Source organism: Paeniglutamicibacter quisquiliarum (assembly GCF_019084045.1).
Classification (GTDB): Bacteria; Actinomycetota; Actinomycetes; order Actinomycetales; family Micrococcaceae; genus Paeniglutamicibacter; species Paeniglutamicibacter quisquiliarum.
This window is the reverse complement of sequence record NZ_JAHRED010000001.1, coordinates 585,657-609,392: the sequence shown is the minus strand read 5'-3', so window position 1 is coordinate 609,392 and position 23,736 is coordinate 585,657. Positions and strand designations below refer to the sequence as shown.

Genomic DNA, 23,736 nt, shown 5'->3' with positions numbered 1-23,736 from the left:
ATGCCCGCACCGGACCATCTCACGGCAGCAGCCGGCGCGTACAGCGACGCCCGGGCGGCCATCGCCGCGTACCGGCTGGCCGAGGCACGCCGGAAGATCGAGACGGCCCGGCACCACCTGGGCCAGCTGCCCCGGGATGAGGGGTTCGAGCTCGGCCTGAGGATCCGGCTCACCGAGTCGTGGTTGACCTGCGATGACCACGGGTTGCCCGCGGCCCTGGCCCAGATCGACGCGGTGCTGCGCGAAGCCGTCGCGGCGGGACGGGATGACATCCGGGCGCTCGCCCACATCCAGGCCGGGGTGCTCGGCGCCCGCGCCGGGAACTTCGACGAGGCGCTGGAACAGCTGCGGCCCGCCGTGAAGTACTCGGCTGCGTTCCCGCTCGATGACCGCGTCCGGCTGCTGCTGAACAAGGGCACGATCGGTTCACGGACCGGATCACTGGACGAGGCCGCCGGGGACCTGCGGGCCGCGGCGCACCTGGGGAGCGGACTGCCCGCGTACCGGTTCATGGCGCTGCACAACCTCGGATTCGTCCAGTACCTGCGCGGGGACCTGCCGGCGGCCCTGCGCCTCATGGCGCAGGCCGACGAGCTCGAGGCCGACGTGGACCGCTCCGTCGCCCGGCACGACCGCGCCCGCGTGCTGCTGGAGGCGGGCCTGATCGAGGAGGCCGCCGAGCTCTTCGACACGGCCGTGAAGGAACTGCGCCTGGCTGGCCTGGCCGAGGAATGGGCCGAGGCCCGGCTGGACCAGGCCCGCTGCGCCGCGCTCACCGGCCACACGCCCGACGCCGTCCGCCTGGCCACGGAGGTCATGGGCGACGCCACGGCACGCGGGGAGCCGGCACGCGCGCACGAGGCCCGGTCGATGCGGCTCGAGGCGCTGCTCCTGGGTCCCGGGATGCCGGATGTCCGGCTCGGAGCGGAGGCCGCGGAGCTCGCCTCCGCGGCGCGTGCGGCACGCAGGCCCTGGCTCGCGGACCGGGCCACCGCCCTGCACCTGATCGCCGCCGCCGGGCACGGAACGGCGGTTCCCGACGTCGAGGCCGTGCGCTGCCTGCGGCGGATGCGCGCGTCCCCCTATCTGTCCACGCGGATGCTGGCCATCCTCGCGCAGCTGTCCACGACCACGGACCAGCAGGGCCGCGGCAGGCTGCTGCGCGCCGCGGCGCGGGACACGGCCGCCGCCCGGTCCGGCATGGCCAGCCTGGACCTGCGCACCGCCGTGGCCATCCATCTGGCCCCCATCGTGCGCTCGGACCTGGAACGGGTGGCCGGGAGCGGGGACGGCTGGGCGGCGCTGCTGGCGACCGAACGCTGGCGGGCGGCGCTCGCCGAGGTGCCCTCGGTCGTCCCGCCGGCCGATGCATGGGCGGCCACACGTTTTTCCACCCTGCGCCGGCACCACGAGGAGCTGCGCACGGCCGACCCCGGGCGCGCGGGTGCGTTGCGGGTGGAGATCGGCGGGATCGAGAGGGAGCTGCGCGAACACCACTGGGCCCGGCGCGAGCGCGGCCCGGTGCGCTTGCCCGGGCGGCTGCTCCGCGCCGATCTCGGGGCGGCAAGCGTGCTGAGCTACTTCTGGTCCGGGGACACGCTGCACCTGGTGCACGTCGAGCCGGGATTTCCCGCGCGGCTGCTGCGCGTGGGAGACAGGGCGGAGGTGTCCGACCTGGTCGCCGGCGCGCTCGCCGACGCGTCGGCAGCCAGCCACGCGCCGCCCGGCCCGCTGGCCGCGGCGGTGCTCTCCTCCCTGGCCGCATCGCTGGAACGGCTCGAGGAGTTGATCCTGCCCGTCGAGCTCGGCACCGGGCCGCTGGTGGTCATCCCCAGCGGCGAACTGGCCAGGCTGCCCTGGGGCATGCTGCCTAGGCTGCGGCACCGCGGACTCGCGCTCAGCCGCTCGGTGGGCGCCTGGGCTGCCGGCGCCGTGCGGCTGGCGGGACCGCCCCGCGTGGCGGTGGCCTCCGGTCCGGGGCTGGCCCTGGCCGAGGCGGAATGCACCGCGGTGGCCGGGTGCTGGGCAGGCGCCCGGCGCGTCCCCGCCGAACCTGCCGCCGTCAAGGAGGCGCTGGCCGCGTACGACGTCGTCCACATCGCCGCCCACGGGCAGCACCGGGAGGACAGCCCGCTCTTCTCCTCCCTGCGGCTGCACGGCGGCTCGCTGTTCGCCCACGAGCTGGAACATGTCCCGATCCGCGCCTCGCTGGTGGTGCTCTCCGCCTGCGGCGCCGGGCGGGGGCGGCTGAGGCCCGGGGACGAGGCGCTGGGCCTGACCTCGAGCCTGCTCGCCATGGGCGTGGGTGCCGTGGTGGCGCCGCTGACCGACGTCCCCGACGCCCTCGCGTCGCGGACCATGGGCGAGATGCACCGGCGGCTCGCGGCCGGACAGGACGGACCGGAGGCACTCGCCGCGGCCGGCGACGGGCTGCTGGAGCGCAGCTTCGCCTGGTTCGGCTCAAACTGGCGGGCGGGTCCGAACCGCTGAGGGGAAACTTTTTTGGCCGGAGGTGTATCACCGGCCACCGCGGGCGCTCCTAGGGTGTGCGGCGCAAAGGGGCGCCGCACCCATCCCCGCTAGAGGAGCAGTCCCATGTCAGAGACCACCGAGGCCACGGCCTACTACTACGCCGACGGCGAGCGCGTCCCGCTGGCCCCATCGACCCACTTCGTCGCCGTCCGGGCGACCCCCGAGGAGGCCGAAGAGCTGTCATCGCGATCCGCGGCGGCCTCACCCGACCCGCAGCACCCGGTCCAAGTGCTCAGGGTCACCGACCAGGACCTCGTGGTCTTCCGGGTCGATGACGCGGCAGCGGCAACCGCCCTGCCCGCCGGGGCACGGGCCGCCGGGGACGCCGGGGGCCCCGACGTCTACGAGCCCACGGCCGGGGAGGGCGAGGACGTGCCGAGCGCACTCATTGACCAGGGCGAGCTCATCGTCAAGTTCGAACCCGGCACCGACGCCGCGGCGCGGCTGCTCAAGAAGCACCACCTCGAGACCGTCCAGGAGGACTACCCGGAGCCGGGAGCGAGCCTTGTCCGCACCGCGCGCGGGCAGGACTCCGCGCTGGCCATCGCCAACGAACTGCACGAGCAGGCAGGCGTCGAGTACGCGGTGCCGAACTTCGTGCGCATCTCCCCGCGCCTCACCAGCACCCTCGAGGAGCTCGTTGAAACGGCAGCGCCGGACGGCACCGGACCGGCGTTCACGCCCAACGACCCGCTGCTGTCCGCGCAGTGGGGAATCGCCAAGATCCGCTGCCCCGAGGCCTGGGACATCTCCCGCGGCAGCTCCGCGATCTCGGTTGCGGTCATCGACGAGGGCGGCAACGCCCACGAGGACTATGTCCTGGCCCCCGGCTTCGACGCCCGCTTCAACGACCCGGACCCGACCCCCAACCCGGCCGACGGCCACGGCGTTGCCTGCGCCGGGATCGTCGCGGCGACGGCCCACAACGGGCGGGGCGTTGCGGGGGTCGCACCGAACAGCCGGGTGCGGCACATCCGCATCGCCTACGGCATCGGCGGCGGCTACTGGTCAACCACCGACGCCATCATCGCCGCAGGCGTGCGCAAGGCCGTCGACCTCGGGGCCGACGTGCTCTCCAATTCGTGGGGCAGCGGCGCCAGCACCGTGGTGGCCAACGCGTTCCGCTACGCCCAGACCAACGGGCGCGGCGGGAGGGGCACCCCGATCGCGGCGGCCACGGGCAACGGCGACAGCCTCGGTGTCGGCTACCCCGCCCGCCTCTCCCCCTCGATCCCGGGATTCCTCGCCGTCGGTGCCAGCAACCAATGGGACCAGCGCAAGAGCAGGACCAGCCTCGACGGCGAGACCTGGTGGGGCTCGAACTACGGCCCGGAGGTCGACGTGGTGGCGCCGGGGGTCAAGATCCCGACCACCGACATGATGGGTTCGGGCGGCTACTCCGGCGGCAACTACGTCAACACGTTCAACGGCACGTCCTCGGCGACTCCGCATGTCGCTGGCCTCATGGCATTGGTCCTTGCCGTCGATCCGGGGCTGCGCTCGTGGGAGGTCGAGGACATCATCAAGCTGACGGCGCGGGATCTGGGTGCCGGGGGCAGGGACCAGCACTTCGGGTTCGGCCGGATCGACGCCCGGGCGGCGCTCGAGGCGGCCTCCCGGATCTGGTACTCGATCCAGGTCTCCCCGGTCTTCCTCGGATCCGGCGGCGACACGTTCATCCGCGCCAATATCCGGATCTACAACTCCGGCATCAACACGGTGCGGCTCAACGGGTTGGTGTTCCGCTCGCATGCACCGGACGGATCCGTGCTTGACCAGTTCACCTTCGCGGGAAACCCGGGTCCGGTGATGCTGGCCCGCAGCGGTCACGACGTGCGCTTCACGAACGTGCTGTTGAGGGCGAATGGGAATCGGTCGCGTTGGTCGTACAACTGGTCGGTGAACTGGGGCTATACGTTCTGGCGGCCGGGCACTCCCGTGCATCCGCTCGGGGCCGAGGAACCGGCCAACGCCGGAGCGCTCGACGAGGCCCGCGGACTCAACGAGACTGCGCAGACGATCGAAGGCGCGGACTCCGGAGGCGACGCCTCACCGGAGGCCGGGCCGGGCACAGGCACCACGCCGATGGATGCCCCCAACGGCGCCGACGGGGACCGGATCACCGTCGATAGGGCAAGCAAGGCGATCACGATCGTCGTGCGCTGACCCGGCACCCCCGGGCCGGACGGGGACCCGCCACACAGTCCTTGGGGGATGTGTGGCGGGTCCCCTCCTCTGTGTCCGGCCCGCCGAGTCCCGCCACGGCTCCGGGGACCTGGCGCAAGCGGCTCCTGATTCCACGGAAGGGAGCGGTCGTTGACGCGAAAAGCAGGTGTCCTCGGCACACGCTTGTGGCGTGTGCCGAGGACACCTGTCCTACTTCGGTGCCGGAAGGGCTATGCGGCGTTTGCCGCTTCGGATCCCGCCGGCAGTGCCGCGGGCTCCGGCCGGTCCCCGTCCAAGTCGAGCTTGTGCGATTCCTTGGTGAGGAAGATGGCCAGCGCGCTGATCACGCAGATCACGGTGACCATGACGGAGACCCACACGGGGTTCCCGTTACCCACGGTCAACAGCGTCGCGGCCAGCAGCGGCGCCAGCCCGGCTCCCAGCGTCGAGGCCAGCTGGTAGCCCAGCGAGGCGCCGGTGTAGCGGGAGGTCGTTCCGAACATCTCGGAAATGAAGGCCGCCAGCGGCCCGTACATCGAGGCCTGGATCAGCGGGTTGCCGATCAGGAAGGCGGCAAGGACCCATCCCATGTCCCCGGTAGCCAGCATCTGGAAGAGCGGGTAGGCCATCAGCGCGGCGGCCAGTGCACCGCTGATCATGACGGGGCGGCGGCCCACCCGATCCGAGAGAGCGGCGAAGAACGGGATGGTGAAGATGTGCAGGAACGAGCCAATGCCGTGGACCATGAGTACGGAGGTGCGGTCGGCGCCGCCGCCCACCGCGAGGGTGATGGCGAAGGTGGCAAGCAGGCCTTGGATGACGAATGCCCCGGCCCCGCCGAAGGCGGCCAACAGGACGTTCTTGGGGTAGTGGCGCAGCACCTCGAAGAGCGGCACCGATGGCTTCTTGGCCCCGGTTGCCGACTTCCGCTCCGCGGCCGCGGCGGCCTGGGCCGCGGCGAAGACCGGGGATTCCTGGATGCGCAGGCGGATGAACATTCCCAGCCCGACCAGGACGGCGCTGAGCAGGAACGGGATGCGCCAACCCCACGCCAGGAAGCTTTCCTCCGGCATGGTGGAGCAGGCGGTCATGATGAGCGTGGCCAACAGCGCGCCGGAGGGGCCGCCCATGTTGGTGACGCTGGCGGAGAATCCGCGGCGGCGCTTGGTGGAGTGCTCCAGGCTCATCAGCGCGGCGCCGCCCCATTCGCCGCCCACGGCAATGCCTTGGATCACGCGCAGGAAGACCAGGATGATCGGCGCGGCGACGCCGATCTGGTTGTAGGTGGGAATCAGGCCAATGAGGGTGGAGGCCACGCCCATGAGCGTCATGGTGATCACCAGCATGGACTTGCGGCCCACCCGGTCCCCAAAGTGGCCGAAGATGACTCCGCCCAGCGGTCGGGCGATGTAGCCCGCGGCCAGGGTTCCGAAGGATGCGATGGTGCCCACCATCGGGTCAAGGTTGGCAAAGAACACCTGGCCGAAGACCAGCGATGCTGCAATGCCATAGAGCAGGAAGTCGTAGAACTCGACGACGCTGCCGAGGTAGCTGGAAAACAGGACGCGGCGCATTTGCCGCGGATCATGGGACGCGGGCTGGGAGACCGACGAATGCTTGGTCATGATTGCTGCTTCTCTCAGGAGGAGGGGTTGAGAACGCCTAGCGGCTCAGGGGTTGTAGTGAGTTTTTTTCCATCACCGGGGGAACTTCGGTGGACGGACGTTGGAACGGGATGATGTCCAGGTCGTCGGGGACGAACAGTTCCCCGGCGAAGGTTTCCCTCGCCCGGTGCCAGACATCCGGGTCCGCGGTGCCTGGCACCAGGTGGTGCAGTGCCAGGCGGGCGGCTCCGGCGCGCGTGGCCAGTTCTCCTGCTTGCCGGGCCGAGGTGTGGGACTTGCGATGGTGTTCCATCCCGGCCTCGGCCGCCTGCTCGGTTTCGTGGGCGTAGCCCCGGCGCACCCAGTCGAAGTCGATGGCCTCGTGCATGAGCAGGTCGGTGCCCCTCGCGAGGCGAACCAGGTTCCGGGTGGGCGCGGTGTCACCGGAAATCGTGACCGAGCCCTCGGCGGTGTCGAAGCGGAATGCGAAGGCGGGAGCCACCGGGGGATGCTCGACGAGGATGGCCGTGACCGTCACGTTTTCGTCTTCGTGGACGAGGAACGGTTCCATGTCGGGAGTCGGGTTGGAGTTCGGGTGGTAGCCGACATCCGCGGGCAGTTCGATGTCCTGCACGGTGTACTTCTCGTGCGGAGGTGGACGCAGCGTGTCGAATATCCGGTCGTTCAGGTCGGTGGCGTAGGCACTGACCAGGTACCTGAACATGCCTTCCACCCCGGGGGTCGGATCGTTCCCGCCCACGGCCTGGGGTTCACGGCCCGAAACATGGGTGGAGACCGGCGGCAACATGCCGCGGTCGCCAGGTCCAAAGACCTTGACCGGTTTCGCGTCCTGCGCAGCCAGGGCCAGCGTCCCGAATACGGTCATGGATGCGAGATCCACGGTGTGGTCGGAGTGCATGTGGGTGATGAAGATGCCCTTGAGCGAACCGAGTTCGATGCCGGCAAGCATGAGTTGTCGGCCCACCCCGTGGCCGCAATCGACCAGGTAAGCGGATCCATTGACCACGACGGCGGTGGCGATGCCTTGGCGCTCACCGGCGCCCGCCCCGGTCCACCAGCGGGGTCCGCCCGCCGTGCCGAGGGCCACCACGTAGGGGCCCGAATGCTTGCTCATGTCTGAAGTCCTTTGGAATAAATCATGCGTGAGGGTGCTCACTTGCTTCCCTCAACTGTGCGCCGCGCCATATCCTTTGTAAAACACATGTTTCGTGCAAACTACCCAAGGAAAACTTGTGAATGATGTGACCCTCAAACAATTGCGGTACTTGGTCTCCGTTGCCGAAACCGGATCGCTCGCAGCCGCGGCCGACGAGCTATTCGTCTCACAAACGGCGGTCTCCCTCGCGTTGACCCAGCTCGAGGCCGCACTCGGCGTCCAGCTGGCCATCCGGCGCAAGTCGAAGGGATCGGTCCTCACCCCCGCCGGAGCGACGGTGGCGGCCCGGGCCCGCGGGATCTTGCGCGAGGCCTCCGAACTGGGCAGTGTTGCCGGTGACCTTCAGGGCGAGCTGAGCGGCACCTTCCGCGTGGGCTGTTACCGCGCCTACTCATCGCGCATCATTCCGGAAATGGTCCAATATTTTGCCGAGAACCACCCAAACGTGGATCTCGCCTTCGAGGAGGGCTCCTCCACGGAACTGCAGGCGCAGATGGTGGACGGGACCCTGGATGCCTGCTTCATTCTCCGCGGACACGTCCTGTCACACAGCTCCTTCGAACCGATCGCCGCCGTCGTTCCCAAGGTCCTGCTCTCCGCGCATCATCCGCTGGCCTCCCAGGGGACGGTGTCCTTCAAGGATCTGGCAGGGTTTCCGGCCGTGCTCTCCGACGTCAAGCCTGCCGGGACATTGGTCGAGGCAATGATCCGTTCCATGGGTTTTCAGCCGGACGTGCGCTGGCGTTCCTCAAGCACCGAAACCATCCGCTCCATGGTCGGCCGGGGCTTGGCCTACTCGGTCCTGTTGAGCATCTGGCCCGGACCGACCAGCCAGGAAGGACTCCCCCTCGTGCTCAAGGACATTGCCGAACCCGTGCCGGAAAATGCCTTCGGCCTGGCCTACCCGGCGGGCCTCGGACCCACCCGGAAAATCAATGAACTGCTGGCCTTCGGCCGGGAGAATTTCAGCGCTTTCTAACCGGGTCGACAATGATCACCAGCCCAAGACCCCGGGCCGCGCCCCGGATGCACTCCCCGAAACCCGCCCCGGTGCCGTCCAGGGGATTGCCTTGGGCCCCGCGCTGCCGTCCGGTCCGGGCCAGTCTCGGGAGGGCACATGAACGATCCTTGGTGCCCGCAGACCCCCGTCCCCGGGACCCGTCATCGGACGGTGCCGAGGCGGTGACTGTGCCATGATCAAGAGCGTGAACGAGCCAACAACCACCGCCTCCCCCTCCACGTCCCGGACCGCAGGGTCCCAGACCTTGGCCCGCGGACTCGAAGTGTTGCGCCTGGTGGCAGGCACCCCTGCGGGGCTGGGCATCAACGAGGTCGCCGAGCATGCCGGCATCCACCGCACCGGAGCCTACCGGCTGCTCAACACGCTCTGCGACGCCCAGCTGCTGCATCGCGGGGCGGACGGGCGCTACCGCGGTGCCGCGGGGCTGCTCGCCCTCTCGGCCTCGGCCTACCATTCGCTGCTTGCCGCCGCCGAGCCGGTGCTGCGCCGCTACGCCGACGAGCTCGGCGCCACCCTGGCCCTGATCGTGCGCGAGGGCGGCGAGGCCATCGCCCTGCGGGTCACAGCACCGACCTCCGGCACCTACCACGTGTCGTTCGCCGAGGCCTCGCGGCATCCGCTGGATCTCGGCGCCGCGGGCCACGCGATCCTGGCCAGCGAGGCGGCACGCACCGGGGAGGACCCCCGCGTCACCACCGCCCGCGCCAAGGGATACGCGCAGACCTTCGGCGAGGTCGAACCGGGCATGCATGGCCTGGCCGTGCCGCTTGACCGCGGCATCTGCGGCGTCCCCGCCTGCCTGAACCTGATCACCGTGCGCCGGGAACAGGCCACCTCCGCCACCACGGTGTTGCAGCAGGCCGCCCGAGCCCTCGAGGCATCGCTTGCCTGATCCCCCATTCCACGTGAACGCAGGATGGAATTCGTGCCAACTGACGGCACACCGACTTTGACGTGAGTCACAAGTGCTGGTGAACTGGGACTCAGCAGTTGTGCATATAACGAATAGTTCGTGCACTATTTACACACGGAAAGTTTGATGTGGCCATGAACAGCATCCCCAGCAGTGAAGTCCTGATCATCGGAGCCGGTCCCGCCGGCCTCATGCTCGCCAATATCCTGGGGATGTACGGCCGCAGCGTCACGGTGCTCGAGGCCCGCGACGAACTCATCGACTACCCGCGCGGCGTGGGCCTCGACGACGAGTCGCTGCGCACCATCCAGACCGTCGGCCTGGTGGACACCGTGCTGCCGCACACCGCACCGCAGCACATCATGCGCCTGGTCAACGGCTCGGGCAAGACCATCATGATCAACAACCCGCAGACCCAGGAATTCGGCTGGGACCGCAAGCACGCCTTCATCCAGCCCGAGGTCGACAAGGCACTCTACGAGGGCCTGGCCCAGTATCCCAACATCAACGTGCACTTCGGCCACCTGGTGGAGGACGTCACCGAGGACGCCAACGGCGTCACCGCCATCGCCCGCGTCACCAACGCCGACGGCACCGAAACCGAGACCCGCTTTTCGGCGCAGTACCTGGTGGGCTGCGAGGGCGGCAAGTCCCCGACCCGCAAGCGCATGGGCGTGAGCTTCGAGGGGGACTCCCCCTCCACCCGCTGGCTGGTCGTCGACGTCGACAACGACCCGCTGGGCACCCCCAACGTCTTTTTGGGAGCGGATCCCAAGCGCCCGTACGTCTCCATCGGCCTGCCCCACGCTGTGCGCCGCTGGGAGTTCATGCTCCACGACCACGAGGACGAATCGGTGGTCACCTCCAAGGAGTGGGTCGCCGAGATGCTCAAGGACCACGTCCCGGACCCGCACAACCTTTCCTACATCCGCCGCCGCGTCTTCACCCACCACGGCCGCGTGGCGGGATCCTTCCGCAAGGGCCGCCAGCTAATCGCCGGGGACGCCGCGCACCTGATGCCGGTGTGGATGGGCCAGGGCTGGAACTCGGGCATGCGGGATGCCACCAACCTGGGCTGGAAGCTGACCAGCGTGCTGACCGGCACCGCCGGCGAGGACATCCTGGACACCTACACCTCCGAGCGCAAGGACCACGCCAAGGCCATGGTCGATTTGTCCATGACGCTGGGCTCGGTCATCAAGCTCACCAACCCGCTGGCGGTCGCCGCCCGCGACGCCGCCTCCTCGGTGCTCAACCTCTTCCCCTCTGCCAAGAGCTACTTCTCCGACATGCGCTTCAAGCCGATGCCGCGCTACACCGCCGGAGTGCTGGCCGACCCGACCACGCAGGCATCCGGCAACGCCGCCGCGAAGCTCACCAGCAAGTTGATCCCGGTGCTCACCGCCAACAACAAGGTCTCTCCGGTGGGCGTGCAGTTCCCGCAGCCACGGGTGAACTCGCAGCTCGGGGAGAACCGGCTGCTCGATGACGTCATCGGCAACTGGTGGACCGTGCTGGTCTGGGGCAACGACCCCAAGGACGTGCTCCCCGCCCACTCCATCAAGGCGCTCGAGGCCCTCGGTGCCAAGCTCGTGGCCATCGTCCCCGAAACCCAGCGCGCCTGGGCCACCGAACACATGGACAAGGACGTCCTGGTGCTCGGCGACCACACCGGCACGGTGAAGAGGTGGTTCAACGAGCGCCCGACGCCGATGATCTTCCTGCGCCCCGACCGCTTCGTCGCAGGGGCCTGCCTGCACCAGCACGGGCCGGCCACGCTGCAGGCGATCCTTGATTCCATGGGCAGCGCCGCCGACCATTCCCCGGCCAAGCCGCAGGACTCGGCCCTGGCAGTGTAGCTGCGGCACCCAAGCAAACACCCACGACAGGCACGGTCCCTGCACCTGGCAATCCGGATGCGGGGACCGTGCCTGCTTTCATCTCACCCGGCCCCGCCCCGCCCTGCGTGCCGAACCTAGCCCGGTGTGCCCGGGCTGGATGCAGCATGGGCAAGAGCCTGCTGCGGAGCTTCGAACACCGGGGCCAGCTTCCGGCCCGCCGCGTGCAGGATCCGCCGGGTTGTTTCTACGTCCGCCGCGACGGCTGCCGCCGGCGGGCCGGGTGCCCAGGTCCACCTGTTCCGCTCCGCCAGTTCGCGCAGGTTGCCCCGGTTCCGTTCATTCAGGGCGGTGGGCTCGGCCGGGAAGCTGCCGAGCGCCAAGACGCCGTCGGCAAAGCCGCGGGAGACGGCGGCTTCCAGGGTCAGCGCCGTGTGGTTCAGCGTGCCCAGGTCCGGACGGGTGACCACCACCAACCGGCCATCGAGCACGCGGGCCATGTCGGCGATGGTTTCCCCGGCAAGCGTCAGGGACACCAGCAGGCCGCCGGCGCCCTCGACGATGACAACCCCGTGCTCCAGTGCAAGTTCCCGCACGCGCAGCACGTGGTCCGCCAGGGTGGGCAGTGCCTCGGCCGCGGCGATCCCGCCGGCGTGCAGGGCAGCGTCCACCGGCGCCATGGGATCGGCCAGCCGGGCGCCTTCTTCCAGGGTCAGTGCCGGCGGATTCCCGAGCCAGTCGCCGATCGAGTGCACGTCCCCGCCCTGCCCGGGTTCCACGCCGGTTTGGGTCGGCTTGTACACGGCAACCCGCGCGCCCGTCCCCAGGGCGCAGGCGGCCAGGGCGCCGGTGACAACGGTCTTGCCGACGTCCGTGTCGGTCCCGGTGACCACCAGGATCATGCCGCTTCCCCCGCCATGGCCAGGGAGGCCCACACCGTCCGGGGTGCCTGGAATGACAAGAGGTGCATCCAGTCAGGTTCCTCGCCGGCCGGCTCGAGGCCCGGCAGGGTGCGGGCCGCAGCGGCAAGGACCACCTCGGTTTCCATCCGCGCCAACCCCGCGCCCAGGCAGCGGTGGATCCCGAAGCCGAAGGCCAGCGAGTCGTCCTCCTCCTCCCCCAGGACCCCGCCGGAGAGCTTGAGCACCAATTGCTCCCCCTTGGCAAAGTGTTCCCCGTCCAGCTCGATGTCCGCGGCGACCTCTCGGCGCCAGGTCGGCACCGAGGAGGCCTGCGCCAGCACCTGGCGCACCAGCTCCGCCGTGGATTCACCGTCGGCGCACTTCTCCCAGCTGCCTTCGCGCAGGGCGGTGCGCAGCGCGGTGGCGATGAGCATGGCGGTGGTTTCCTGCCCGGCAATCATCAGGAAGTAACCCAGCGAGCGGATCCTCGCCGAGTCCACCCCGGAGTGGTGCAACGCGGCATAGAGGTTCGAATCGTCGCGGGCCACGGCCTCGGCCACGCTGCCATCGAGCCAGGCATGGAATTGCGCGGCGCTTGCAGCAAGTTCCACCTGGCGCTGTGCGTCGGGCCAGCCCCAGAAGAGTTCCAGCGAGTCCTGGCTCCAGCGCTTGAGCTCCGCGGCCGGCGGAATCGGGACCCCGGTGAGCCGCTGCATGACCTCAGGCGGGATCACCGCAGCCAGATGGTGTGCCAGATCGATGTGCTCTCCGCTGCGGTATTGCTCCGCAAGCTCCGCGCAGATCCCTTCCACCCGCGCCCGGATGGGCCCGGCCTGCGCTGCCACCTTCGCGGGGCTGAAGAACCTGGCCACCACCCGGCGCACCGCCAGGTGCTCGGATCCACTGGCGCTTGCAAGCACCGGAGGAAGGGAGAACCGCCCGGCGGCCAGGATGCGCAGGGCGGCAGGTTCCAGGTCGACGGCGGTGTCCAGGGCGTTGGCCGGGGTGAAGTCCTCGGGGCGCAGCAGGATCGCGCGCACCAAGCCGGGATCCTCGATGTTGCGGTAGCGGCGGTTGACCGCTTCGGGATAGGCCTCGGGCAGCGGCCCGGACAGCGGCGCCAGCTCGGCGAGCGGTGCGCGCGTGGCGCCAAAGGGACAACTCAAGATTCTTCCTCCAGGATGATCCGGGCAATGGCGTGCAGGGCGGCAAGCAAGTCAGCGGGGTCGTGGTCGGCGTGCGCGGTGATCCGCAACCGCGACACCCCGTCGGGCACGCTCGGCGGCCGGAAACATGCAACGGCAATGCCGCGGGCGCGCAGGGATGCGGCCGCCCGGACTGCCGAGGCCGCGTCCGGCATCATGACCGAATGCACCGCGCCTGCCCCTTGCTCGATGCGCGGGAGCAGCCGCGGTTCGGCGGCCAGGGTGTCGTGGACCAGCGTCGCGTTGCGCCCCAGCCTGGCCAGGCGCTCGGCGTCGGCCAGTCCCAGCGCGGCCAGGGCGGCTCCCGCGGCGGCAGGGGCAAGCGCGGTGTCAAAGAGGAAGGTCCGCGAGGTGTTGACCAGGTGCTCGCGCAGCGCGCCCGCCTGCCCGCCGCCCAGCAGCACCGCGCCGCCCTGGGCACCCAGGGCCTTGGAGAGCGTGGCGGTGGCCACCACGTGGGAGCAGTCCGCCAGCCCCGCGGCACGCAGCGCCGAGCCTTGTGCCGTCGCAGCCAGCGAGTGGGCCTCGTCGATGACCAGCAATGCCCGGTGGCGGGCGCAAAGTTCGGCTGCGGCGGCCAGATCGGCGGCATCGCCAAGCACCGAATAGACCGATTCGAGGACCACCGCCGCGCGCGGGGCCGGGGTGGCCGAATCCCGGTTTTCCTCCAGCAGCCGCTGGAGATCCGCGAGGTCGTTGTGCGCGGCGGTGGCAACCTTGGCCCCGGAGAGGCGGGCGCCGTCGATCAGGCTGGCGTGCGCGTGGGCGTCGAGGATGAAGAGGCTGCCCGGTCCGCCAAGCGCCTGCAGCAGACCCAGGTTCGCGGTGTATCCGCTGGAATAAACCAGGGCAGCGCTTCGACCGGTGTAGCGGCACAGCGCGGCTTCGAGCTCGCGATGCACCTCAAGGGTGCCGGTTGCCACGCGGCTGGCAGCGGCCCCTGCCCCGTACCGGTGCGCGGCGTCAGCGGCCGCCGCCCGCACCTCCGGGTGGCCGCTGAGCCCCAGGTAGTCGTTGGAGGCCAGGTCCATGAGCTTCTCGCGGGAGCTCTCCACGCGGTGCAGTCCGCGGGCGGCGCGCACCCGGGCCCGATCCCCCAGCCACCGTTCCCACGGTGCCGCCGCAGCCGCGCCCGGCGTTGGGGCGGCGAGCCTCTGGCTAGTCTCCATGGACTTCACCCACCGCCGCGACCAGGGCAGCGCCCAGGACCGACAGGTCCCCGGCCGTGGCAATATAGGGCGGCATGACGTAGACCAGGTCGCGGAAGGGCCGCACCCAGGCCCCGCGGCGCACCGCGGCCTGGGTCAGCTCGGCCACGCGCACGGGTTCGGAAAGCTGGATGACGCCGACGCCTCCGAGAACGCGGATCTCCCTCACGCACGACAGGGCACGCGCCGGCGCCAGGGCTTCGCGCAGCCCGGATTCCAGCGCCGAAACCTGGACGCGCCAGGGTGCGGAGGCCGAGCGCGGGTCACCACCACCGGTGAGCAGCTCCAGCGATGCATTGGCCACGGCGCAGGCCAGCGGGTTGCCCATGAAGGTGGGCCCGTGCAGCAAGGCCTCGCCTGCATCGCCCAGCACTTCGGCCACCTCGGCGGTGCACAGCATGGCCGCCAGGGAGAGGTAGCCGCCGGTCAACGCCTTGCCCACGCACATCACGTCGGGTTCGACCTGTGCCCATTCGGTGGCAAAGAGCGCGCCGGTGCGCCCGAATCCGGTGGCGATCTCGTCAACTATCAGCAACAGCCCGTGTTCATCCGCGATCTCGCGGAGGATCGCCAGCGCGCGCGGCGCGTAGACGTACATGCCTCCTGCACCCTGCAGGACGGGTTCGCAGATGATGCCCGCAAGCTCCGGGGCGTGGGCGGCGGCGATGTTTCTGGCCGCTGCTTCCCACGCGGCCAGCTCCGTGGCGTCGGACTCCCACTGCCCCTTCGCGGTGAGCCGGGCCGCCGGCGGGCGCGGCAGGAAAACCTGTTCGCGGCCCGGCGGGGCGAAGGCCGCGTGCATGCCGTCCACCGGATCGCACACGCCCATCGCCGCAAAGGTGTCCCCGTGGTAGCCGCCGCGCAGGGCCAGGAAGCGCTGCCGCGTGCCGTGCCCGCGGGCGTGCTGGTATTGCAGTGCGAGCTTGAGCGCCACCTCCACGGAGATGGAACCGGAGTCGGCCAGGAACACGTGTTGCAGGTCCCCGGGGGCCATGGCCACCAGGCGTTCGGCCAATTCCACCGCCGGCGAGTGAGTCAGCCCGCCGAACATCACGTGGCTAAACGTGTCGATCTGCTCGTGCGCTGCGGCATCCAGCACCGGGTGGCGGTACCCGTGCACCATTGACCACCAGGAGGACATTCCGTCGATGACCCCGTGGGTGCCCGCTTCATTCCTCAGCGATAGCCGGACACCCTGGGCCGCTTCCACCGCATAGTGCGCCCCGGCATCCAGCGTCGCGTAGGGGTGCCAGAGCAGGCCCGAGTCCCGGGCGAGCAGGCCGAGGGGTGCGGAACTCATGCGTTGGGGCTTTCCGGGGTGCCGGCGCCGCGGCGGCGCAGCACCGGTTCGCCCTGCCCGCCGGCCGGCCCGCAGCCCTGGGTGGCGCTGCCGCAGGCACTGCCGCACGCACTGCCGCACCCCGTGGCCCCGGGCTGCGCCGGGGCCTCGTCGGCCCGGTGCCGCAGCCGTGCCGCCAATTCCGCGGGGTCGATGTCCTCTTGGCCCAGCACCACGTACCCGGCATCCGAAATCATCTCCAGGTCCCGCCGCGCGTCCTGGCCCTCACTGGTGAGGTAGTCGCCAAGGAACAGGGAATTGGCCACGGCGAGCGCCGTGGACTGCAGGGAGCGCAGGTGCATTTCCCGGCCGCCGGCCATGCGCAGCTCGGTGGCTGGGCAGGCCAGGCGGACCAGCGCGAGGATGCGCAGGCATGCCATCGGGGTCAGATGCCAGGTTCCGGCCAGCGGGGTCCCGTCGAAGGGCATCAGGAAATTCACGGGGATCGAGTCGGCGGCCAGGTCGCGCAGGGCGAAAACAGCCTCGACGAGCTGTTCGGGGGTTTCCCCCATGCCCACGATGAGTCCGGAGCACGGTGAGAGCCCGGCACCCTTGGCCTTCCCGACGGTGTCAACGCGCTCGGCGAAGGTGTGGGTCGAGCAAATCTCCGGGTAGAGCGACTCGGCGGTGTTCAGGTTGTGGTTGTAGGCATCGGCTCCGGCGGCCTTGAGCCGGTCCGCCTGCCCGTCCTTGAGGATGCCCAGGCAGGCGCAGACCTCGACGTGCGGATGCTCGTCCTTGAGCTGCTCGACCATCGTGGCCACCCGGTCCACGTCCCGGTCCGTGGGACCCTTGCCAGATGCGACCATGCACACGCGCGACGCACCACCGGCGACTCCCAGCCCCGCCTGGCGCACGGCTTCCTCCGGTTTCAGCCACGTGTACTTGAGGATCTCTGCCTTGGATCCCAGCCGCTGGGAGCAGTAGGTGCAGTCCTCGGGGCAGAGCCCCGACTTGAGGTTCACCAGGTAGTTGACCTTGACCGTGTTGCCGAAGTGCTTGCGGCGCAGCGTTCCGGCCGCGGCGACCAGCGCCAGGGTCGCCTCATCCTCGGTGCCGAGAACCGCGAGGGCCTCGGCGGCGGTGAGACGGTGGCCGGAATCGATGCGCGCCGCAAGGTTTGCGGCATCCGGGATCCCGGCGGGTGAAACGTGCCTGCCCGGAGAAGTCGCAACTGTAGGAACGGTGTTGATCGTGGTCATGGGTATCGATGGCCTTCCGAGGTGGAGCGGTGCCAGGCGCCTCACAACGAGAAACTGAACACCGTTCAATAGATTCTGGATTCACCGTACACCCAATCTTGAACACCGTTCAACGCGCTGCCTGAAGGCATGGGCCATAAACGCCCGGCTCGGGTGCGCCCGATGCGGGGAGAAAAGACTGATGCAGGCCGTGTTCCTTCGGAACTGCCTCTTCACTCCCGGCTGCGTGGCGGGCCGACCGGCATACGCCTAATTCGCCCGCCACTCCGCCTCAACCTTTCGCGCCGCGGGCCCATCGAAACTGTGAGCCGATTCCGCGCCCGGCCACCGTGAGGCCGCTTTGCACAGTGCATTCGGCCGGACACATCGAAGCGGGGCGGAATCGGCCCTCGATTCCGCCCCGCTCCCACACCGATTGCCGACTACCCCGGCTGACCCACGCCAATGACGTCCAGATCATGTCCGATGACCAGCCGCCCGTCAAAGCCGTCGCCGCAGGGCACCCAGACTTCGTCCGGACGATTGCCGGGAACCATGTGCGAAAGCACCAAGGTCCCCACTCCTGCCTCCTGGGCGACCCTTCCCACGTCCTCGATCAGGGTGTGGGATCGGATCAAGTGCTGGTACAGGCCTTCCTGCGCGTCGGTTCGTGGCTGCGGGAAGAGGGATTCAGGCCAGGACTTGTCGATGACCTCGTGCACCAGCACGTCTGCACCCTTGGCCAGGGTAATGATGTTCGGTGTCAGTCCCGTGTCGCCGGAGAAGACCACGGAACCGTCTTCGGTGTCGAACCGGTAGGCCAGGGCTGGGAACACCGGCGCGTGGTTGACGAGAATGGCCGAGACCTTGACCCGGTCGTCCTCGAAGAACACGAATGGCTCCATGACCGGGCACGGATCGGTGTTCGGATTCTTCATGTACTTCTTGGGCACTGGAACATCGAAAGCCTCCCAAAGTTCCTCCGGGCGCGGTTTGCGGTTGTCAAAGAGGCGGTCGTTGAAGTCCGTGGCGAAGGCCTGAACTAGCAGGTCGGTCATTTCCTTCGTGCCCGGGGTGGGGTTTTTGGGACTAACCGGCTTCGGCGCTTTCCCATCACCAAAGAGCTCGGGCAACTCGCCGCGGTTGCCGGGCCCCCAGATCGGCACCTTCCCTTGCACATGCTGCAGTCCGTTGAAAATTCCCTCGCTGAGGATGTTGTTCAGGTCCACCACGTGATCGGAGTGTAGGTGGGTCAGGAAGATCCCGGCCAGCACATCCAAGGGGCCGTCCATATCGGACTCGAAATTGGGACCGAGCCTTGCCTTTCTTAGTTGGCCCATGACCCCGTGGCCGGCATCGATCAAGTAGTATCTGTCGCCCACGACGAGTGCTGAGGAAATCCCCTCGCGCGTACCGCCCGGCCAGTACGGAGGTCCGCCGGAGGTCCCCAGCAACACCAGTCGTGTCCGGTGGTTTCCCAGTGGTGCCGGCCCAAAATCTCGGACCTGATCGGGGCGAGGCCCGGCGGCCTGCGCCTTGCCTGAAAACGCGCCCACTCCCAAGGCGGCGGCCCCGAGACCAAAACTTGCCAGCATCGTCCGTCGGGCAACTCCCGCAGCAGCAGCCCGGCCCATAATCTCGCACATGGCGATCCTTCCAATCGATGTCGCCGCCTGTGAAAAGGTTTCACATCACGCGGCTGGGTCATGGAATGCTTGCGCATTCCAATGGTTGCAACCACAGATCTCCGGGCGGGATGAATATCTGGATGATTTCCATCCCGCCCGGAGATCTTCATTCCCCGAGCCGGTCGACCACGTGGTGGTGCCGATCGGCTGCCCCTGCTAGCGTCCGCGCTTCATATATGCGTTGACATCGTCGCTGTTGAAAAGGTCCGGCACGGTCCAGCCGTCCAGGTTGTACTCGCCCATGCACTGTTCGACCATGCCGTTCATCATGCCTGCGGTGCCGGTCTGCTTGGCGTGCATCAACATTTCGACGCGCACGTTCTCGTGGTTGCCCGAATAGTTGCGTTCGTACAACTCATGACGGCCGCCGAACTCGGAGCCGATCGCGTCCCACAGCAGCTTCATCAATTTGACGCGGTCCACGGCCTGCACGCCGTTCGAACCTCGCACGTACTTGTCCAGGTACGGGCGGATTTCCATGTTCTGGAAATCCAAGGCGCCGCTGGGTAGATAGATGAGGCCCGAGGCCACGTCCTGCTCGATGATCTCCTTGATGCGCGAGTAGCCCTGGGCCATGAACATGCGGTAGGCCAGGCCATATTCCATCTTCGGCAGCACCGAGCCGTTCGGTCCCTTGTCCGGGTTGAGCATCATCCCGTCCACTAGGCCCCAGAACAGATTGCGCCAGCCGATGACCTCGCCGGCCCGGGCCTGCACGCCGCGGAAGTCCTGGGTGCCGGTGATTTCCAGGGCCTTGAGCAGCAGCCCGGCAATGAAGTCCAGCTTCACGGCCAGGCGGATGCAGCCCTGGAAGGTGAAGCGCTGGATAAAGCCGGTCTGTGGCATGAAACCGTTGATCTGGTCGGGGTCCCCATAGGCGAAGATGTTCTCCCACGGCACCAGCACCTTGTCGAAGACGAACACCGCGTCGTTCTCGTCCATGCGTGAGGAAAGCGGGTAGTCAAACGGGGTACCGGTCACCGCGGCGTTCTGCGCGTAGGAGGTGCGGGAAATCAGCTTCACTCCCGGGGCGTCCATCGGCACGGTGCAGATCAGCGCGTATTCCTTCTTCTTGATCGGCAATCCGTAGTGGGAGATGAAGTTGAAGTTGGTGATCGCCGAACCGGTGGCCACGACCTTGGCGCCCGAGACGATCACTCCGTTGTCGGTCTCCTTTTCCACCTTCATGAAAACGTCCGACACTTCGTCCGGCGGCAGATGGCGGTCCACAGGCGGGTTGATGATCGCGTGGTTCCAGTACAGGACCTTCTCCTGCGATTCCTTGTACCAGCGCAACGCGTTCTCCTGGTATGGCGAGTAGAACTCCGGCATGGATCCGAGGGTTCCCAGGAATGCAGCCTTGTAGTCCGGTGAGCGGCCCAGCCAGCCGTAGCTCATCCGGGCCCAGGTCTCGATGGCGGTGCGGGATTCTTTCAGGTCCTCAACGGATTTGGGGACCTTGAAGAACGGGTGGGTCATGCCGCCGGAACCGGTGTCGGTCGGGGAAAGCAGCTTGCCTGAGGTGGCCGGGTCGTGGAAACCGTCGTACAGGCGTGCGGCCATCCGAACCGAGTTGCGGAATGCAGGGTGGGTGGTCACGTCCTCGACGCGCTCGCCATGTATGTAGACCTCGCGGCCGTCGCGCAGCGATTCGATGTATTCGTCGCCGGTCATCGGCAGCTTGGGATTGGCAGGCGTGGTCCGTTCGGACATGTCCGCAAGGTTCTTTTCGGCTTCTGGTGCTTGTGTCATGGTGTTCAGCTCCTTTGCTGGGGGTTGAAATGGTGGTGGGACGAAATTTTCAGAAGGCGTTGAAGTCGGTGCTGCCCTCGAACCATCCGGTGGCCATGCTGTCACCGCACGAGGCCCAGGGAGCACCTCCCACGTGGTCGCCGATCTCCCGGAATTTGCCCGCGAAGAAGCACAGGGGGTCCAGTTCGTCATTGCTGTGCAGTGCGATGACCCTGCCGACGACGATAAGGTGGTCTCCGCCGTCATAGATGGCCCAGGGCTCACATTCCAGAGTTGCGCTGTTGCCTTGAAGCACCGGGATGCCCTCGGCATCCGGGCGCCACGCCACCTCGCCTTTCATCGGCTTGCCGGCGAAGTTCAGGCAGGTATCCATTTGTCCGGAGGACATGATGTTGATGGCGAACGGGGAGTCCTCGAGGAGCCCGGAGATCTTGTTGCCGCGGATCAGGGTGACCTGGGCCAGCGGCGGATCCAGGGACACCGCAGTGAATGCGTTGACCGTGGCTCCGTGCGGCACGCCGTCCGGGGTGCGGCAGGTGACCACGGTGACACCGGTGGCAAACTTGCCGAAGGCATTACGCAGCTGGCGCGGATCGATATCCGGCAGCTGGCCGGTCGGGGCTGGTTGCTGGCTCATGGTTCGCTCCCTGGTTCCGTGGTCTCGGTTTGGTGGATGCACACCAGCTTGGACCGAACTTCTCCCGGCCACATGCGTAGAACCACCCCCTCAGCTACCTGCTTTGTGGCCTGCGCCATAAAACGTCCAGCCCCGGGTGAGAGACTTGGATCCGAACTATAGGGTTTCGGGCGTGCACGGCACCGCCCCAGGACCCACCGCGCACGGCAGAAGTCCGCGGCAGCAGACTGGAGAAAAACAACCGATGACTAGGCAACCAATCGATCATCAATTCACCGCGGGCCGACTTTCAATGACTTCCTTCATCGGTCGGCGGCACGAAATGGCGGAGGCCAAGGCCTTGATGTCCACTTCCCGACTGGTCACACTGACGGGCGCGGGAGGCGTGGGCAAGACCCGGATGGCGGGGGAGATTACCCAGCAGGCGCGCCGGGCCTACCGCGACGGGGTCAGGATCGTCGAGTTGGCACCACTGACCAAGACAGCGTCTGTCGCCGCGGTCGTGGCAGCGGCGTTGGAAGTCTCGGACCAGTCGCAGCGCCCTGCCCTTGACCGACTGGCCGATTTCCTGCAGGACAAGGAGCTGTTGCTGGTTCTGGACAACTGCGAGCACCTGCTCGACGAGGTCAGCGTGCTGGTGCACAGGATACTTGGCCAGGCTCCCGACGTGCGCATTCTAGCCACCAGCCGCGAACCGGTGGGCATTACGGGAGAAACCCTTTATGCCATTCCCCCGATGTCGACCCCTCCAATCGATGATCCCGTGCGGGTCGAGCAGCTGGAAAGTTTCGAGGCCGTCGCGTTGTTTGTGGCCCGGGCGCGCAATGTGGTGCCGGGCTTTGCCCTGGACGTGGACAACGCCCCGGTCGTGGCGCAGTTGTGCACCCAATTGGATGGCATGCCCCTGGCCATCGAGCTAGCCACCACCCGCCTGCGCTCCTTGTCGGCAACCCAGCTGCTCGATCGCCTGGATCGACGTTTCCAGTTGCTTAACCGTGGTGACCGCTCAGCCCTGCCTCGGCAGCAGACGCTGCGGGCCCTCATCGACTGGAGCTACGAGTTATGCTCCGATTCCGAGCAGATGCTTTGGCGGAGGCTGTCGGTGTTCCCCGGCAGCTTCGACATGGAGGCGGCAGAAGCGGTCTGCGGGTTTGGCGAACTGCCATCGGACGACATTGTCGACCTCCTGGATTCCCTCGTCGCAAAGTCAATTCTCTCGGTTCGCCGCGACGGCGAAGTGCTGCGCTACCACCAGCTCGTGACCATCCGCGAATACGGCCAGGAGCTGCTGGCCAATCCGGACGAGGTGAAGACCTTGCGCACCAGACACTTGCACCACTATGTGGAACGATGCGACACCATGGTTCGAAACTGGTGCAGTCCGCACCAAAGCCGATTCCTTCAAGCTGCACGAGGCGACAGGGCAAATCTGACCTCGGCCATGGATTGGGCTCTGGAAGCTCCAGGCGAGCACGCAACTGCTGCCCGGCTGGCTTCTCTGCTGCGCTACCAATGGGTCTCCGGGAATTTCATCACCGAAGGCCGTGCGCTGCTCGACAGGGTCTTGTCGAAGCCCTCGGAAGCCGATCCACTCAGCTATGCCTCGGCCATGTGGGTCGCCGCCTGGGTCAGCCTCATCCAGGGAGATCACGACACCGGAGCAGACTACGCCCGCCGGTGCCTCACAAGCGCCCAGAAACTTGAGGATCCCGCGCTAGAGGCACATGCCGAACATTGGCTTGCCCTGCATCGAATGTTCAGCGGCGATTTGGTTGGAGCCATCGAGCTGTACCGGAAGGTCAGCAAGGCACATGACGCCCATGGTGATACAGCGGCCAAGCTGACAGCTCTCTTCCAGCTTGGCATGGCCCAGGCGTTGGACAACCGTCTCGAGGCGGCGCTGGAAACGTGCCGCCAGGTCATCGAAATCGCCACCTCCCACGGTGAGCTATGGAACCGGGCATATGCATACTGGATCCGCGGGATCAGCTACTGGCAGCTTGGCGAGTATGCCTCGGCCGTCACCGCCGTCACCGAGGCGCTACGCATTCAGCAATACACTTTCCAAGACGGCGTATGCGTGGCGCTAAGCCTTGAGACGTTGCACTGGATCACAGTGTCGATGGGCGACTACGATCGGGCCGCAGAACTGGCACATGCCGTAGCCTCGGTCTGGTCCGAATTGGGCATCACGGTCGCGGCCTTTGGTCCGCACATGCACAAAGCTTCGTTGACTAGCAACCGTCGCATGCGCGAGGCCCTTGGCCGTCGCTATGTCTCGAAAACCAAGGACGAACACAGGATGTCCAAGACCCAAGCAATCGACTGTGCCCTGGGCGTGACCACTAGCCCAGCGAAGCACTCCTCCGGGAATAACCCGCTAACCAAGAAAGAGATGCAAGTCGCCGGTCTTGTTGCCCAAGGATTGACCAACCGGCTCATCGCCCAGCAGTTGGTAATTTCCCCGCGCACGGTGGACGGCCACGTCGAGCGCATCCTGGCCAAGCTTAGTTTTAGAACCCGCTCCCAAATCGCGTCGTGGGCAACTGCAATGGGCCGGTCGGACTAGAAGA

Annotated in this window: 17 protein-coding genes; 7 read left to right on the top strand and 10 right to left on the bottom strand. The window is 67.7% G+C overall.

What is annotated here, in order from left to right:
- Together KRR55_RS02710 and KRR55_RS02705 are read left to right on the top strand one after the other, a co-directional pair.
- Positions 1-2,490, top strand: coding sequence for a CHAT domain-containing protein (locus KRR55_RS02710; RefSeq protein WP_217387486.1), 2,490 nt, complete (start codon positions 1-3; stop codon positions 2,488-2,490).
- Positions 2,491-2,595: 105 nt separating this feature from the next.
- Positions 2,596-4,698 carry a S8 family serine peptidase gene (locus KRR55_RS02705; protein ID WP_217387485.1) on the top strand — a complete coding sequence of 701 codons (2,103 nt, stop codon included), beginning with the start codon at positions 2,596-2,598 and terminating at the stop codon, positions 4,696-4,698.
- Between the two features lie 230 nt (positions 4,699-4,928).
- Here the strand turns inward: KRR55_RS02705 and KRR55_RS02700 are convergent, their stop codons facing one another.
- Together KRR55_RS02700 and KRR55_RS02695 are read right to left on the bottom strand one after the other, a co-directional pair.
- Positions 4,929-6,323, bottom strand: coding sequence for an MFS transporter (locus KRR55_RS02700; RefSeq protein WP_217387484.1), 1,395 nt, complete (start codon positions 6,321-6,323; stop codon positions 4,929-4,931).
- A gap of 37 nt (positions 6,324-6,360) precedes the next feature.
- Positions 6,361-7,437, bottom strand: a complete 1,077-nt coding sequence (locus tag KRR55_RS02695; protein ID WP_217387483.1) for an MBL fold metallo-hydrolase — start codon at positions 7,435-7,437, stop codon at positions 6,361-6,363.
- A gap of 127 nt (positions 7,438-7,564) precedes the next feature.
- Between KRR55_RS02695 and KRR55_RS02690 the strand changes: the two genes are divergently transcribed.
- The 3 genes from KRR55_RS02690 (at position 7,565) to mhpA (ending at position 11,272) form a co-directional block, all read left to right on the top strand.
- The gene (locus KRR55_RS02690) at positions 7,565-8,458 is read left to right on the top strand and encodes a LysR family transcriptional regulator (protein WP_217387482.1); all 894 of its coding nucleotides are present in this window, start codon (positions 7,565-7,567) and stop codon (positions 8,456-8,458) included.
- A gap of 226 nt (positions 8,459-8,684) precedes the next feature.
- Positions 8,685-9,392: an IclR family transcriptional regulator gene (locus KRR55_RS02685; protein ID WP_336245019.1), complete on the top strand. Its 708-nt coding sequence runs from the start codon at positions 8,685-8,687 to the stop codon at positions 9,390-9,392.
- Between the two features lie 155 nt (positions 9,393-9,547).
- Positions 9,548-11,272 carry a bifunctional 3-(3-hydroxy-phenyl)propionate/3-hydroxycinnamic acid hydroxylase MhpA gene (gene mhpA / locus KRR55_RS02680; protein ID WP_217387480.1) on the top strand — a complete coding sequence of 575 codons (1,725 nt, stop codon included), beginning with the start codon at positions 9,548-9,550 and terminating at the stop codon, positions 11,270-11,272.
- Between the two features lie 116 nt (positions 11,273-11,388).
- Here the strand turns inward: mhpA and bioD are convergent, their stop codons facing one another.
- The 6 genes from bioD to KRR55_RS02650 all read right to left on the bottom strand — a co-directional run bounded on the left by bioD (position 11,389) and on the right by KRR55_RS02650 (position 18,732).
- Positions 11,389-12,153, bottom strand: a complete 765-nt coding sequence (gene bioD / locus KRR55_RS02675) for a dethiobiotin synthase (RefSeq protein ID WP_217387479.1) — start codon at positions 12,151-12,153, stop codon at positions 11,389-11,391.
- Positions 12,150-13,319, bottom strand: a complete 1,170-nt coding sequence (locus KRR55_RS02670) for a cytochrome P450 (RefSeq protein WP_217387478.1) — start codon at positions 13,317-13,319, stop codon at positions 12,150-12,152. The genes bioD and KRR55_RS02670 overlap by 4 nt, the downstream gene beginning before the upstream one ends.
- On the bottom strand, positions 13,316-14,527 hold the full coding sequence (locus tag KRR55_RS02665) for an aminotransferase class I/II-fold pyridoxal phosphate-dependent enzyme (protein WP_217387477.1): 1,212 nt from the start codon (positions 14,525-14,527) through the stop codon (positions 13,316-13,318). The genes KRR55_RS02670 and KRR55_RS02665 overlap by 4 nt, the downstream gene beginning before the upstream one ends.
- The gene (gene bioA / locus KRR55_RS02660) at positions 14,517-15,866 is read right to left on the bottom strand and encodes an adenosylmethionine--8-amino-7-oxononanoate transaminase (RefSeq protein WP_217387476.1); all 1,350 of its coding nucleotides are present in this window, start codon (positions 15,864-15,866) and stop codon (positions 14,517-14,519) included. The genes KRR55_RS02665 and bioA overlap by 11 nt, the downstream gene beginning before the upstream one ends.
- A complete protein-coding gene (bioB, locus tag KRR55_RS02655; protein ID WP_217387475.1) occupies positions 15,863-17,107 on the bottom strand; it encodes a biotin synthase BioB in 1,245 nt (414 codons plus the stop codon). Before bioB ends, bioA begins: the two co-directional genes overlap by 4 nt.
- A gap of 422 nt (positions 17,108-17,529) precedes the next feature.
- Positions 17,530-18,732, bottom strand: a complete 1,203-nt coding sequence (locus tag KRR55_RS02650) for an MBL fold metallo-hydrolase (RefSeq protein ID WP_217387474.1) — start codon at positions 18,730-18,732, stop codon at positions 17,530-17,532.
- Here KRR55_RS02650 and KRR55_RS02645 point away from each other — a divergent pair.
- Positions 18,731-18,934 (top strand): hypothetical protein, encoded by a 204-nt coding sequence (locus tag KRR55_RS02645; RefSeq protein WP_217387473.1) that lies wholly within the window; start codon positions 18,731-18,733, stop codon positions 18,932-18,934. The genes KRR55_RS02650 and KRR55_RS02645 overlap by 2 nt on opposite strands.
- On the opposite strand, the gene KRR55_RS02640 is transcribed toward KRR55_RS02645, so the two are convergent.
- Both KRR55_RS02640 and KRR55_RS02635 read right to left on the bottom strand, forming a co-directional pair.
- Complete coding sequence (locus tag KRR55_RS02640; RefSeq protein WP_217387472.1) at positions 18,931-20,526, bottom strand: 4-hydroxyphenylacetate 3-hydroxylase family protein; 1,596 nt, start codon at positions 20,524-20,526, stop codon at positions 18,931-18,933. The genes KRR55_RS02645 and KRR55_RS02640 overlap by 4 nt on opposite strands.
- 49 nt (positions 20,527-20,575) lie before the next feature.
- The gene (locus tag KRR55_RS02635; RefSeq protein WP_217387471.1) at positions 20,576-21,163 is read right to left on the bottom strand and encodes a flavin reductase family protein; all 588 of its coding nucleotides are present in this window, start codon (positions 21,161-21,163) and stop codon (positions 20,576-20,578) included.
- 292 nt (positions 21,164-21,455) lie between these two features.
- Here KRR55_RS02635 and KRR55_RS02630 point away from each other — a divergent pair, with 292 nt between their 5' ends.
- On the top strand, positions 21,456-23,732 hold the full coding sequence (locus tag KRR55_RS02630; protein ID WP_217387470.1) for a LuxR C-terminal-related transcriptional regulator: 2,277 nt from the start codon (positions 21,456-21,458) through the stop codon (positions 23,730-23,732).
- The last annotated feature ends 4 nt before the right edge of the window (positions 23,733-23,736 follow it).

Coding starts and splice junctions, on each gene's coding strand:
- bioB (WP_217387475.1), bottom strand. CDS start 17,107: ATGACCACGATCAACACCGTTCCTACAGTTGCGACTTCTCCGGGCAGG.
- KRR55_RS02665 (WP_217387477.1), bottom strand. CDS start 14,527: ATGGAGACTAGCCAGAGGCTCGCCGCCCCAACGCCGGGCGCGGCTGCG.
- KRR55_RS02630 (WP_217387470.1), top strand. CDS start 21,456: ATGACTTCCTTCATCGGTCGGCGGCACGAAATGGCGGAGGCCAAGGCC.
- bioD (WP_217387479.1), bottom strand. CDS start 12,153: ATGATCCTGGTGGTCACCGGGACCGACACGGACGTCGGCAAGACCGTT.
- bioA (WP_217387476.1), bottom strand. CDS start 15,866: ATGAGTTCCGCACCCCTCGGCCTGCTCGCCCGGGACTCGGGCCTGCTC.
- KRR55_RS02700 (WP_217387484.1), bottom strand. CDS start 6,323: ATGACCAAGCATTCGTCGGTCTCCCAGCCCGCGTCCCATGATCCGCGG.
- KRR55_RS02705 (WP_217387485.1), top strand. CDS start 2,596: ATGTCAGAGACCACCGAGGCCACGGCCTACTACTACGCCGACGGCGAG.
- KRR55_RS02650 (WP_217387474.1), bottom strand. CDS start 18,732: ATGTGCGAGATTATGGGCCGGGCTGCTGCTGCGGGAGTTGCCCGACGG.
- KRR55_RS02695 (WP_217387483.1), bottom strand. CDS start 7,437: ATGAGCAAGCATTCGGGCCCCTACGTGGTGGCCCTCGGCACGGCGGGC.
- KRR55_RS02710 (WP_217387486.1), top strand. CDS start 1: ATGCCCGCACCGGACCATCTCACGGCAGCAGCCGGCGCGTACAGCGAC.
- mhpA (WP_217387480.1), top strand. CDS start 9,548: ATGAACAGCATCCCCAGCAGTGAAGTCCTGATCATCGGAGCCGGTCCC.
- KRR55_RS02640 (WP_217387472.1), bottom strand. CDS start 20,526: ATGACACAAGCACCAGAAGCCGAAAAGAACCTTGCGGACATGTCCGAA.
- KRR55_RS02635 (WP_217387471.1), bottom strand. CDS start 21,163: ATGAGCCAGCAACCAGCCCCGACCGGCCAGCTGCCGGATATCGATCCG.
- KRR55_RS02645 (WP_217387473.1), top strand. CDS start 18,731: ATGGCGATCCTTCCAATCGATGTCGCCGCCTGTGAAAAGGTTTCACAT.